Below are 12410 nucleotides of genomic sequence, written 5' to 3' on the forward strand. Positions count from 1 at the left end.
CCGATTCGGGGGAGGCGTCACTGCGTTTACTCTAAATAAAAGACTTCTTTAAGCTCGGCGCTGACCGGGCTGTTGTCGGGGTTTGACGGCATCACGCTGGACATGTGCTTCCACCAGCGCTGGCAGACTTCGGTTTGCGCCACGGCGTTCCAGCGCTCCTCGGACTCAATCTCAACGGTGGCGAACAGCAGGTCGCGCGCTTTATCGAGATAAATAGCGTAATGGTGCGCGCCATGATCTTTGAGTACCGACTCCAGTTCCGGCCAGATGGGATTGTGGCGGCGCTCGTACTCGTCATGCGCATTTGCGTTCACCTGCATCACAAACGCCTTGCGGATCATAATGCCTCCAGGTACAGATCGCGCACTTCATCGCGGCTGGCGGTGCGGGGGTTGCACGGGGCGCACGGGTCGGCCAGCGCTTTGTCGAGCCAGCCTTCGATATCTTCTTTGGTGACGCCCAACTGACTGAAGCCGGACGGGATGCCGACGCGGGCGCTCAGCGCACGGATGGCGATAATCGCTTCTTCGCTGGCGGCTTCATCGCTCATGCCACGGGTATCGACGCCCATCGCCTGCGCGACGCGGGCAAACCGCGCGACGGCGTTCGGGCGGTTAAAGTTTTCGATGATCGGCAGCAGGATGGCGTTGCAGACGCCGTGCGGCAGGTTGTGCGTCGCGCCCGGCTGATGTGCCAGCGCGTGCACCAGGCCCAGCCCGGCGCTGTTAAATGCCATGCCCGCCAGGTACTGACCAAAGGCCATCTGCTCACGCGCTTCGAGGTTATGACCGTCATCGACCGCTTTCGGTAGCCACAGGTTAATCAGGCGAATGGCTTCGAGAGCGTTGGCATCGGTCAGCGGGTGCGCGCCGATAGAAACATAGGCTTCGACCGCGTGGGTCAGCGCGTCCATACCGGTCGCGGCGGTGACGGAGGCGGGGATCTCCAGCATCACGCTGGCGTCGTCCACTGCGATATCCGGGATGATGTTGGAATCGATAATGACTTCTTTTACCTGGCGCGCGGTGTCGATGATGACCGCGTTGCTGGTCATCTCAGCGGCAGTCCCGGCGGTAGTGTTAATCGCCACCAGCGGCACGCCTGCGTTAACCACTTTGCCGACGCCGGAATAGGCGGTGGACGGGCCAGGGTTAGCGGTCAGGATTTTGATGGCTTTGGCGGTATCAATCGGGCTGCCGCCGCCGAAGGCGATAATGAAGTCACACTGCGCGTCGTTGTAGGCGGCGAACCCTTTTTGCACCAGTTCTTCGGTTGGGTTCGGGAACACCTCGTCGAACAGGTGATACGAGAGTTGATGCGCATCCAGCGCGGTAAACAGGCTGTCCAGCAGGCCCAGCTTCACTAACTGACCGTCAGTGACGATCAGCGCTTTGCCCCACTGTTTGCCCGCTACCAGATTAACCATGTCGCCAATTGCGCCTGCGCCATGAAGGCTGATTTTGGGAAGTGCCAACATAAAACTCATGATAAATCTCCTTTAAGTGAAAAATTTTTCCCCTCACCCTAACCCTCTCCCCTGGGGAGAGGGGACAGATCGAGCGCGGACCCGCCTCTCTCTCCCGCTGTGGCAGAGGGGACAGATCGAGCGCGGACTCGCCTTTCCCCCTCTCCCTTTGGGAGAGGGCCGGGGTGAGGGGCGTTTACATTCGTCTTCGCTGCATAATCCGTCGCGTAATAATCGGCAGCGAAATAACCACAATCAGCATCGCGCCGATAATGATCGACATCACGATGCCCGGCACGTTGAGCAGGCTCAGGCCGAAGGTCACCAGCCCCATCAGGAAGGCGGCGATGATCACGCCCACCATGCTGCCGGACCCGCCCAGAATATTGACGCCGCCCAGTACCGCCATTGTCACCACCGCCAGTTCCCAGCCGGTGGCAATCGTCGGGCGCGTGCTGCCGAGGCGCGAGGTCAGCAGCACCGAGGCGAGCCCCGCCATCAGGCCGACCAGCGCGAATAAAATCAGGTTGTGGCGCTTCACGTTGATGCCGGAATACCACGCGCCGGTCGGGTTGTTGCCGATGGCGTAGGTGCGGCGGCCAAAGTTGGTGCGGTGCAGCACAAAAGCAAAGACCCCGGCGAGCACCATAAACAGCGTGAACTCAAACGACAGCGCGCCCCACACGTAACCCTGACCGAACCAGGCAAAACTCTCCGGGTAGGCATTCAGCGCCTGATCGCCGAGCAAAATATAGGTAATGCCGCGATACAAACTCATGGTGCCGATGGTGATCACAATCGACGACAGGTTAAAGCGCGTCACCAGAATGCCGTTGAACAGCCCGCACAGCAGGCCCACGCCTAATCCCACGCAGACCAGCAGCGGTGTATCGACGCCCGCCTGAGCGCAAAAGCCCATCACCGTGGAACTCAGCGCGATGGTGGAGGCGACGGACAAATCAATCTCGCGGGCGATAATCAGCATCGCCATCGGCAGCACGATGATCGCTTTTTCCGTGAAGTTGAACGTCGCATCGGACAGATTCCAGATGTCGAGGAAGTAGGGCGAGGCGAGGGCGTTGGCAATAAAGACCGCCGCCGTCACCGCCAGTAAAAATCCTTCCCAGCACATCAGGCGTTGCAGAAATGGCGTGGCTGAAGGCCGGGTTTTCATCTCTTCAGTGGTCATAATTTTGCTCATGATTTCACCGCCTGTTTCTGACGTGCAAGGGCGGCGTCACGCAGGATCAATCGCCCTTTACGCTTGTTGCTCCGCTCGTTGAGCAGAACCGCAATGACGATCACCGTGCCGGAAATAGCCATCTGCCAGAAAGGAGAAATATTGATGACCGGCAGGGCGTTGTTGATGACGCCGAGGAACAGCGCGCCGAACAGGCAGCCGAGCACGCGGCCCGTGCCGCCCATGGTGCTGATGCCGCCGATCACGCACGCCGCCACGACCTGTAATTCAAAACCGTTCGCCACATCCACATAGGCCACGGCGAAGCGGGAGATCCACAGATAGCCACAGAACCCGGCCAGCGCGCCGGACAAGCAGAAGCTGACGAACTGCATTTTCCCGGCGTTGATGCCGGTGTAGTACGCGGCGGTGGCGTTACCGCCTGCGGTATACAGGGCGCGTCCGGTGCGGCTGTAGCGCAGGAAGTAGCCGACCACCAGCAGCGCGGCGACGGCGCACCAGCTCAGCAGCGGCAAGCCCAGCACGGCGGTACGCGGCAGACCGAGGAAGTCAGGGCTCATCTGGTGCGAGTTGATCCAGCCGCCGTCTGAGAGCAGGAAAATAATGCCGCGATAGATGCTCATGGTGCCGAGCGTGACCACAATCGCCGGAATGCCCATTTTCCACACCAGCAAGCCGTTGATGATGCCCATCACCAGCCCCAGCCCGGTCGCCAGCACCAGCAGTGCAAAGACCGGAATGTTCGGGTAATGGAAGTTGAGCAGGGCGACGATCATCCCGGTCAGCGCCAGGTTTGCCGCCATCGACAGATCGATGCCTTTGGTCAGCAGCACCATCATCTGCCCGAGCGCGAGGATGATTAAAATGGAGGTGTCATTGAAGATTTCCACCAGGTTTCCCGGCGAGACAAACGACGGCGCGCGGCTGCCGATGGCGATCACCATCAGCACGATCACCGCTGCCAGCAGCGCTTCACGATTTTTAAGCAGTTGTTGCCACATTATGCAGCCTCCTGACCGGCACCGCTGGCGGCGCTGACGATGGTTTCCGCCGTCGCCTCGCCCGCGCGGTACTGCGCGACCATTAACCCTTCATGCATGACGATGATCCTGTCGGCCATGCCCATTACTTCCGGCAGTTCCGAGGAGACCATGATCACCGCCAGCCCCTGCGCCACCAGCTCAGACATAAACTGATGCACGGCGGCTTTCGAGCCGATGTCGATGCCTTTGGTTGGTTCATCAAGAATGATGACGTCCGGGTGGGTGGCGAGCCATTTGCCGATCACCACTTTTTGCTGGTTGCCGCCGGAGAGGGTTTCCACCGCCTGTTTCCAGCTAAAGGCTTTGACCTGCAAGCGGCGGGCGTACTCTTCCGCCAGCGCCCACTCTTTGGCGTCGTTCAGGACCCCGTTCGGGTTGAGCTTGCTTAACTGCGGCAGGGAGATGTTTTGCGCGATGGGCATTTCGATAATCGCCCCCTGCTTTTGCCGCTCCTCCGGCACGCAGACAATGCCCGCGTTGATTGCATCCGCAGGCTGGCGGAAATGCATCGTTTTGCCGTTGAGAAGAATGTCGCCAGACGAAGGATGCGTCACGCCGCACAGTGCGTGCATCAGCTCCGTGCGCCCGGCACCGACCAGACCATAAAAGCCGAGGATCTCACCTTTGCGCAGGGAAAAGTTAATGTGGGCGAACTCGGTCGGGTGGCACAGGTCTTTGACTTCCAGCACCGTTTCGCCCAACTCGCAGGCGACTTTCGGGTAGGTTTGCGTAATGGCGCGTCCGACCATCATCGCCACCATCCGCTCTTCGGTGATGTCGCTCATCGCGCCGGAACCGATGTACACGCCGTCGCGCAAAATGGTGTAGTGATCGGCCAGCTCGAAAATTTCATCAAACTTGTGCGAGATAAACAGGATCGCTTTGCCGTCCTGCTTTAAGCGCTCGACGATCTGATAAAACTCCAGGATTTCATGCTGCGACAGGGCAGCGGTCGGTTCGTCGAGGATCACCACCTGCGCCTCAAACGAGAGCGCGCGGGCAATCGCCACCATATGACGCTGGGCGATGCTGAGGGTTTTTAACGTCGCGCGCGGGTCGATCTGCACTTCCAGGCGGGTGAGAATATCCCGCGCTTTCTGGTGCATGGCGGGCCAGTCGAGCTTTTTGAACATGCCTGTGTAGAGGTACTGACCGACAAAAATGTTTTCCGTGACCGACAGTTCATCAAAGAGCACAGTTTCCTGATGAATGGCGGTAATGCCGACTTTGTGGGCTGACTCCGGGGTCGGCAGTTCAATGGGAATGGCTTTGTAGAGAATTTCGCCTTCTTCAGGCTGGTAGATACCGGTCATCACTTTGACCAGCGTGGATTTGCCCGCGCCGTTTTCACCGATGAGTGCGGTGACTTTGCCAGGCCAGAGATCGAGCTGCACGTTCTCAAGGGCACGCACACCAGGGAAAACCTTGGTAATGCCTTTGAGCGACAGCAGGGGTACAGATGCCGTCATGATGGTTCTCCAGTTGCGTTGTGTTGTATCGCCTTCACCCTCACCCCGGCCCTCTCCCTGAAGGAGAGGGGGAAGGGCGGAGCGTCACCCTCACCCCGGCCCTCTCCCTAAGGGAGAGGGAGAAGGGCGGAGCGTCACCGGGCTGTTCCCTCTCCCATGGGGAGAGGGTTAGGGTGAGGGGAATAAAACGACACCCTTACCCCGACCCTCTCCCTGAGGGAGAGGGGGAACATCAGCGGAAAACCATCAAAAGATTTTGGAGAACTTATCAATATTGCTGGCATCGTAAACAAACGGTTCGGCCATTGCGCCGCTGCCGTCGGCGTCCAGTTTCACTTTGCCGAGTTTGCCCATATTGGCTTCGGTTTTTGTCGCCGTGCCTTTGACTAAATCATCTGCCAGATAGGTCGCGGCGTAGCCCAGGTCGATCGGGTTCCAGATAGCAAAACTTTTGCTCGCGCCGGATTTCACCGCGCCCGCCATCTCAGACGGCAGGCCCAGACCGGTCACGTAGACTTTGCCGATTTTGCCCTGATCTTTGACCGCCTGCGCTGCCGCCACGATCCCCACCGATGACGGGGAGACGATCACTTTCAGATCCGGGTAGGTTTTCAGCAGGCCGACCGCTTCGCGGTAGCTCTTATCTGACAGATCGTCGCCATAGGCGGTGGTCACCAGATTGATCGACGGGTAGTTCGGCAGCACTTTCTTCATCTCGGCAATCCAGGTGTTCTGGTTTGCGGAGGTTGGCGTGGCGCTTAAAATCGCCACGTCTCCTTTCTCTACGTTCAGCGCTTTCAGGGCGTCAGCGGCAAGTTTGACGTTGGTTTCGCCAATCAGCGCGTTATTGGATGGATTGAGGTGAATCTGACGCCCGGCTTTCGCCACCCCGGAATCCCAGGAGACGACTTTAATCCCGCGCTGCATCGCTTTTTTCAGCACCGGCACCACGGCGTCAGGATCGTTGGCGGAGATGGCGATCGCGTCCACGCCCTGGGCGATCAACCCATTCAGCACTTCGATCTGCGCTTCGGCAGTGGTGGTGGTCGGCCCGGTATAAATAACTTTTACGTCCCCTAACTCTTTGGCCGCTTCCTGCGCGCCCACGTTTGCGGCTTCAAAGAAACCATTTCCTAATGATTTCGCCACCAGGGCGATTTTCACTTCTGCTAATGCGGAACCGGACAACGCCATGGCGGCAACGGTGAGGATTAAGCTTGTCTTTATTTTCATTGCTTGTACTCCACTGATTTGAGTTAGTTTGTAGGGCTTGCAGGTGTTTTTTGCCCCGTCTCTGTGAGCGGGGCACGATGTTCTATTTATAAAGTTCTAATGCACTGGCCAGCGGGGTGACGCCAAAGCGTTTACCTAACGCAATCAATTCTTCCTGAGTGATGGTCTGCTTCATGCCGCCCATCGAGTACACCTTTACCAGCACTTCAGCGGATTTTTCCGCCGTGTCAATCAGGCCAAAGGCTTCATCAAGCGTTGGGCCGCTGCCGAAGACGCCGTGGAACGGCCACAGCACCAGCGAATGACGGGACATTTCGGCGGCGGTCGCCTGACCGATTTCGTCGGTGCCCGGTACCATCCACGGCAGAATGCCCACGCCGTCCGGGAACACCACCAGACATTCGGTGCTGCCTTCCCACAGTTTGCGGGTGATGACGTCGGTGTCGTTTTCCAGCACGTAGGTCAGGGCGATCAGGTTGGTGGCGTGGCAGTGCATGATCACGCGGTCGCGGCCGTTGGTGGCTTTGATGCGCTCGCAGTGCGACAGGAAATGCGCCGGCAGTTCGGAGGTCGGTACCGCTTCGTTGGTCAGCCCCCAAAGAATGTGGTAGCCCGCACCGTCGCTGTCCACTTTAACGATGCCTAAATTGGCACTCGGATCGAGCTGAACGTTGCGGAAGAATTTGCCGGAGCCGGTGACGATAAACGGCGTGTTGGCAAGTAAAGGCATCGGCTGGCTGAGCGCGATGTAACGCGGTTCTTTGTGGAAATCGGCGGTGAACGAGGCGATGTCCGCTTCATCGAGGCGCAGCGTCAGGTTGCCGCCGTTGCGCTCGTCCCAGCCTTTTAACCAGGCGTCGGTGGTGGCTTTGATCATGCCCTGGACAAACCAGGCGTTGGTGATGTTCTGCATAGTCTTGATGTTCCTGTAATGGTAGCGAGGGTCGTTTTCCCCTCACCCTAACCCTCTCCCGTGGGGAGAGGGGACTGATCGAGTTCGGATTTGCCTTCCTCTCTCTCCTGTGAGGAGGGGGGACATAAAACTCCCTCTCCTTCAGGGAGAGGGCCGGGGTGAGGGTGTGCTCAACTCCGCTTCGCTAAAATCTCTTTCTCATACGCCCGCACGCTGTCCAGCCACTGGCTGCCGACCGGGGTGTCATTGCGCTGGCAGTACATTTCCCATACCGCCTGCCATGGCAGCGATTTTTGCTCTTCCAGCAGCGCCAGACGGGCGGTGTAATCCCCTTCCGCTTCCAGCTTGCGCAGTTCTTCCGTTGGTTCCAGCAGGGCGCGCAGCAGGGCTTTTTTCATGTTGCGGGTGCCGATCACCCAGGCGGCGATGCGGTTGATGGAGGCGTCGAAGAAATCGAGGCCAATGTGTACGCGGTCGAACAGGTCATGACGCACGATCTCGCTGGCAATCGCCTGGGTTTCGTCGTCCAGCAGCACCACGTGATCGCTGTCCCAGCGCACCGGGCGGCTGACGTGCAGCAGCAGGCGCGGCACATAGAGCATGGCGGCGGAGATCTTATCGGAAATCACTTCGGTCGGATGGAAATGCCCGGCGTCCAGGCACAGCGCGGTCTGGCGGCTGGTGGCGTAACCCATGTAAAACTCGTTGGAACCCACGGTGTAGCTCTCCGCACCGATGCCGAACAGCTTGCTTTCCACGGCGTCGATATGGTGCGACAGGCTCAGTTTCTCGCTCATCGCTTCATCCAGCGCGGCGACCAGGCGCTGGCGCGGGGCGAGACGGTCAACGGTGACATCTTTCATGCCGTCCGGGATCCAGATGTTCATCACCGACGGCGTGCCGAGCTGCTCGCCGAAGTACGCAGACACGCGGCGGCTGGCTTTCACATGGTCGATCCAGAACTGGCGGATCTCGTCGTTAGCGTGGGAGAGGGTAAAACCGTCGGCGGAGAGCGGGTGCGAGAAGCATGACGGGTTAAAATCGAGACCCAGTTTGTTGGCTTTCGCCCACTCCACCCAGTTTTTGAAATGCTCAGGTTTGATCTCGTTGCGCGCGACCGGCTCGTCAGATTCGAGGTAAATCGCGTGCAGATTCAGACGTTTTGGCCCTGGGATCAGGCTCAGCGCCTGCTCGAGATCGGCACGCAGTTCCGCCGCATTACGCGCTTTGCCCGGATAATTCCCGGTTGCCTGAATGCCGCCCGTCAGTCCACCCTGGGGGTTTTCAAAGCCAGCGACGTCATCGCCCTGCCAGCAGTGCATGGACACCGGCAGGCGGTCGAGCTGGCGCAATGCCGCCTCGACGTCGATGCCCACAGCGGCGAAGCGCTGTTTTGCCAGTTCCCAGGCTTGTTCAAGTTGAGTGGTCATGCGCAAAGCTCCTTTGTTGGTCGTTTTTGCTGAAACTGCGCAACATAGCGAACAATTTCATTATCAGGATGAGGGGTGAAGGTGGTGAGGGCGTAGCTGGAGGTCACCACCTCACGGAAAGCGTCGATGTCGGGCAGCTCGCCCAGAGTGATGAGCTGAACGCCGATATTGCCGAGCGTGGACGCTTCTACCGGTCCGGCCACCACGGTGATGCCGCAGGCGTCGGCGCAAAGCTGGTTGAGCAACTGGTTCTGGCAGCCGCCGCCAACGATATGCAGCCGGGTAAACGGCTTGCCGCGAAGGTGGGCCAGTTCGCCCAGCACGTCGGCGTAGAGCAGTGCCAGGCTGTCAAAAATGCAGCGCGCCAGTTCAGCATCACTTTCAGGCACGGGCTGGGCGCTTTCCCGGCAGGCGGCCTGAATTTCGCGGCTCATGTTTTCCGGGTTGATAAAGCGAGCATCGTTTGGGTTAATCACGAAGCGGCAGGCGGGCAGGGCGGTGGTGCGGGCAATGAGCGACGGCAGATCGCTGACGTTTTGCTCTTTCAGCACCCGTTGCAGCAGCCACAGGCCCATGATGTTTTTCAGCACCCGGTAGCGGCCTTCCGCGCCGCCTTCGTTGGTGATATTGGCGGCCAGCGCCGCATCGCTGGTATAAGGCGTCGGGCTTTCAAAGCCCATCAGCGACCAGGTGCCGGAGGATAAATAAGCGGCATCGTTATCGATAAGCGGTGAGGCGATCACTGCGCTGGCGGTGTCGTGGCTGGCGACGGCCACCACCGGCACCTCCTGCCAGTGACCGATCACATTGCCCGGCTGCGTCGGCGTGCCGAACCACGAGGCGGGGACGCCCGCCCAGTCAAGCAGGGTTTCATCCCAGTTATGCGTCTGGATATTTACCAGTTGGGTGGTGGTGGCGTTGGTGTATTCCCAGTTCAGATTGCCGGTCAGACGGTAGCTGAAATAGTCCGGGATCAGCAGCGCATGTGCGACGCGGGCGGTGAGGTCGGGCTGCTGTTCCGTCTGCGCGCGGAACTGATAGAGCGTGTTAAAGGGTAAGAACTGGATCCCGCTGCGGCGGTAAATTTCCGCTTTGCCCGGCTGCTGTTGTGCCTGCGCCATCACGCCATCGGTGCGGCTGTCGCGGTAGGAGACCGGCAGCCCGACGCGTGCGCCCGCGTTATCAATCAGCACGTAATCCACGCCCCAGGTGTCGATGCCGATGCTGTCAATGGCGATGCCTTCGCCGCCGACTTTTGCCAGCCCCGCGCGGATTTCCGCTTCCAGCGTGTCGATATCCCAGCAGTCGGTGCCGCCCACTTTTTGTAAGCAGTTAGCAAACCGGTGGATTTCGCGAAGGGTCAGGGTGCCCGTCCCGGCATCAAAGCGCGCCAGCATGACGCGCCCGCTTGATGCGCCTAAATCGACAGCCACACAATGGCGAACAGTCATGATTGGATCCTTCTCAGAGTCATTGCCCCTACTCTAAAAAAGATCCCTCCTGCCAACCTTCTCGTTAATGACAACCGCTAATGGCGGCTGGCAAGAAAGCAAAGATGAACGTGAGGGAGTTCACAGTTTCCAGTAATCGTCCGTTTTTAAAGGGATGTGACGGCAACCGCATTTCCCGATCTTTCCGACTGTTTCTTGAAAAAACGACAGCCTTTGCGCGCATTGCTGTCAAAAATTCAAGGTGAGAACCGGGGGGCTTAATTACTATTCTGAGAATGTTTCTCATCGGTGGGGATGATCATGACCGTATTACACAGCGTGGATTTTTTTCCGACAGGTTCAACGCCCGTCGCCATTGAGCCGCGTCTTCCCCAGTCGGCTTTCCCGGAACATCATCATGATTTTCATGAGATTGTGATTGTCGAACACGGCACGGGTATTCATGTCTTTAACGGCCAGCCCTATACCATCAGCGGCGGCACCGTGTGCTTTGTTCGCGATCACGACAGGCATCTGTATGAGCACACCGACAACCTGTGTCTGACCAATGTGCTGTACCGCTCCCCGGACGCGTTCCAGTTTTTATCCGGGCTCAACCAACTGCTGCCGCAGGAGCAGGACGGATACTACCCTTCGCACTGGCGGGTGAATCAGGGCGTGCTGCAACAGGTGCGGCAGATTGTCGGCCAGATGGAAAACGCAGGCGAGGAAACGGATACGGCGGCGCGCGCCAATCGTGAAATCCTGTTTATGCAACTGCTGGTGCTGCTGCGTAAAGGCAGTCAGGAAGCCATTGCGGTGAATAACGATGCTCGCCTGAACCAGTTGATCTCGTGGCTGGAAGAACACTATGCCGAAGATGTCTGCTGGGAAGCGCTCGCCGATCGCTTTTCGCTCTCTTTGCGCACCCTGCACCGCCAGCTTAAGCAGTACACCAGCATGACGCCGCAGCGTTATCTGAATCGCTTACGGTTGATTAAAGCGCGCCACCTTCTGCGCCACAGCGATGAGAGTGTCACCGATATCGCTTATCGCTGCGGTTTTGGCGACAGTAACCACTTTTCGACGCTTTTTCGCCGGGAGTTTAACTGGTCGCCGCGCGATATCCGTCAGGGGCGCGATACCCCGCTGCAATAGCTGTGGTGGTAACGAGAGGGTAATCACCGTTTTTTTACGCCAAAACAGCTAATAATTAACGATTATTCGCAGTTGAGGTGCGTCGTGACGGGCCAGTTAATTCTTCGAAAAGCAGACTTTTTCCCGCGTAGTGGCCAGGCGGTCGCTGTTGCCGATCGCTATCCGCAAAATGTGTTTGCTGAACACAGCCACGAATTCTGCGAACTGGTGCTGGTGTGGCGCGGGAACGGTCTGCATATTTTAAACGACCGCCCGTACCGCATTACGCGCGGCGATCTGTTTTATATTCGCGCGCAAGACCGCCATTCTTATGCCTCGGTTAACGATCTGGTTCTGCAAAACATCATCTACTGCCCTGAGCGGCTGACGCTGAATCTCGACTGGGATGCGCACATTCCGGGCCTTAACGGATCGGTCTGGACACCGCACTGGCGGCTTGGCAGCACCGGCATGACCCAGGCGCGGCAGGTGATCACGCAACTGGAACATGAAAGCGCCAAAACCGATGCGATGGCGAATCCGATGGCCGAATTGCTTTTTGCGCAGCTTCTCATGACGCTGACGCGGCATCGTTATGCGACCGATAACCTGTCTGCCACTGACCGTGAAGCGCTGCTGGATAAACTCATCACGGCGCTGGCGGGAAGCCTCAACCGCACTTTTCTGCTGGAAGCCTTTTGCGAGAAAAATCAGTGCAGTGAGCGTACCCTGCGCCAGCAGTTCCGGTCGCAAACCGGGATGACGATCAATCACTATTTACGCCAGTTGCGCATCTGTCACGCCCAGTACCTGCTGCAACACACGGAGCTGATGATCGGTGAAATCGCCATGCGCTGCGGTTTTGAGGACAGTAACTATTTTTCAGTGGTGTTTACGCGTGAGATTGGTGCCACGCCGAGCCACTGGCGGCAGCGCAGTCGGGCAGTGAAGAACGTGATAAACAGTGATGTCACTTTTGACTAATCAGTGCATGGCAGGTAGCGTAGAATCAATTACATAACAAAAAGTTATAACCATATAAAAACTACGGCATTGATAAACATTTTCAATATCACTTATTTAACTATA

The 12410-nt window shown here is 58.2% G+C and carries 11 protein-coding genes; 2 read left to right on the forward strand and 9 right to left on the reverse strand.

Annotated elements, in window-relative coordinates; genetic code table 11:
• Window positions 1–26 precede the first annotated feature (26 nt).
• The 9 genes from rhaM to rhaB all read right to left on the reverse strand — a co-directional run bounded on the left by rhaM (window position 27) and on the right by rhaB (window position 10205).
• Window positions 27–341: an L-rhamnose mutarotase gene (gene rhaM, locus BM373_RS19355; RefSeq protein ID WP_090465214.1), complete on the reverse strand. Its 315-nt coding sequence runs from the start codon at window positions 339–341 to the stop codon at window positions 27–29.
• Window positions 338–1486, reverse strand: coding sequence for a lactaldehyde reductase (gene fucO, locus BM373_RS19360; RefSeq protein ID WP_090465217.1), 1149 nt, complete (start codon window positions 1484–1486; stop codon window positions 338–340). Before fucO ends, rhaM begins: the two co-directional genes overlap by 4 nt.
• 175 nt (window positions 1487–1661) lie before the next feature.
• Window positions 1662–2666 (reverse strand): ABC transporter permease, encoded by a 1005-nt coding sequence (locus BM373_RS19365; protein ID WP_090465220.1) that lies wholly within the window; start codon window positions 2664–2666, stop codon window positions 1662–1664.
• Window positions 2663–3667 carry an ABC transporter permease gene (locus BM373_RS19370; protein ID WP_090465223.1) on the reverse strand — a complete coding sequence of 335 codons (1005 nt, stop codon included), beginning with the start codon at window positions 3665–3667 and terminating at the stop codon, window positions 2663–2665. The genes BM373_RS19365 and BM373_RS19370 overlap by 4 nt, the downstream gene beginning before the upstream one ends.
• Window positions 3667–5178: a sugar ABC transporter ATP-binding protein gene (locus tag BM373_RS19375; RefSeq protein WP_090465226.1), complete on the reverse strand. Its 1512-nt coding sequence runs from the start codon at window positions 5176–5178 to the stop codon at window positions 3667–3669. Before BM373_RS19375 ends, BM373_RS19370 begins: the two co-directional genes overlap by 1 nt.
• 246 nt (window positions 5179–5424) lie before the next feature.
• The gene (gene rhaS, locus BM373_RS19380; RefSeq protein WP_090465229.1) at window positions 5425–6411 is read right to left on the reverse strand and encodes a rhamnose ABC transporter substrate-binding protein; all 987 of its coding nucleotides are present in this window, start codon (window positions 6409–6411) and stop codon (window positions 5425–5427) included.
• Window positions 6412–6493: 82 nt separating this feature from the next.
• Complete coding sequence (gene rhaD / locus BM373_RS19385; RefSeq protein ID WP_090465231.1) at window positions 6494–7324, reverse strand: rhamnulose-1-phosphate aldolase; 831 nt, start codon at window positions 7322–7324, stop codon at window positions 6494–6496.
• Between the two features lie 170 nt (window positions 7325–7494).
• Window positions 7495–8754, reverse strand: coding sequence for an L-rhamnose isomerase (rhaA, locus tag BM373_RS19390; RefSeq protein WP_090465234.1), 1260 nt, complete (start codon window positions 8752–8754; stop codon window positions 7495–7497).
• Window positions 8751–10205 carry a rhamnulokinase gene (rhaB, locus tag BM373_RS19395; protein WP_090465237.1) on the reverse strand — a complete coding sequence of 485 codons (1455 nt, stop codon included), beginning with the start codon at window positions 10203–10205 and terminating at the stop codon, window positions 8751–8753. Before rhaB ends, rhaA begins: the two co-directional genes overlap by 4 nt.
• A 300-nt stretch (window positions 10206–10505) precedes the next feature.
• Here rhaB and rhaS (BM373_RS19400) point away from each other — a divergent pair, with 300 nt between their 5' ends.
• Window positions 10506–11342, forward strand: a complete 837-nt coding sequence (rhaS, locus tag BM373_RS19400; protein WP_090465241.1) for an HTH-type transcriptional activator RhaS — start codon at window positions 10506–10508, stop codon at window positions 11340–11342.
• Window positions 11343–11426: 84 nt separating this feature from the next.
• Window positions 11427–12305 (forward strand): HTH-type transcriptional activator RhaR, encoded by an 879-nt coding sequence (rhaR, locus tag BM373_RS19405; protein ID WP_090465244.1) that lies wholly within the window; start codon window positions 11427–11429, stop codon window positions 12303–12305.
• The last annotated feature ends 105 nt before the right edge of the window (window positions 12306–12410 follow it).

Origin of the sequence: Enterobacter sp. kpr-6 (genome assembly GCF_900116015.1) — a bacterium.
Lineage (GTDB): Bacteria > Pseudomonadota > Gammaproteobacteria > Enterobacterales > Enterobacteriaceae > Enterobacter_D.

Excerpts from the sequence above, each read along its gene's own strand:
- rhaM (WP_090465214.1), bottom strand. The coding sequence starts at position 341 with ATGATCCGCAAGGCGTTTGTGATGCAGGTGAACGCAAATGCGCATGAC.
- fucO (WP_090465217.1), bottom strand. The coding sequence starts at position 1,486 with ATGAGTTTTATGTTGGCACTTCCCAAAATCAGCCTTCATGGCGCAGGC.
- BM373_RS19365 (WP_090465220.1), bottom strand. The coding sequence starts at position 2,666 with ATGAGCAAAATTATGACCACTGAAGAGATGAAAACCCGGCCTTCAGCC.
- BM373_RS19370 (WP_090465223.1), bottom strand. The coding sequence starts at position 3,667 with ATGTGGCAACAACTGCTTAAAAATCGTGAAGCGCTGCTGGCAGCGGTG.
- BM373_RS19375 (WP_090465226.1), bottom strand. The coding sequence starts at position 5,178 with ATGACGGCATCTGTACCCCTGCTGTCGCTCAAAGGCATTACCAAGGTT.
- rhaS (WP_090465229.1), bottom strand. The coding sequence starts at position 6,411 with ATGAAAATAAAGACAAGCTTAATCCTCACCGTTGCCGCCATGGCGTTG.
- rhaD (WP_090465231.1), bottom strand. The coding sequence starts at position 7,324 with ATGCAGAACATCACCAACGCCTGGTTTGTCCAGGGCATGATCAAAGCC.
- rhaA (WP_090465234.1), bottom strand. The coding sequence starts at position 8,754 with ATGACCACTCAACTTGAACAAGCCTGGGAACTGGCAAAACAGCGCTTC.
- rhaB (WP_090465237.1), bottom strand. The coding sequence starts at position 10,205 with ATGACTGTTCGCCATTGTGTGGCTGTCGATTTAGGCGCATCAAGCGGG.
- rhaS (WP_090465241.1), top strand. The coding sequence starts at position 10,506 with ATGACCGTATTACACAGCGTGGATTTTTTTCCGACAGGTTCAACGCCC.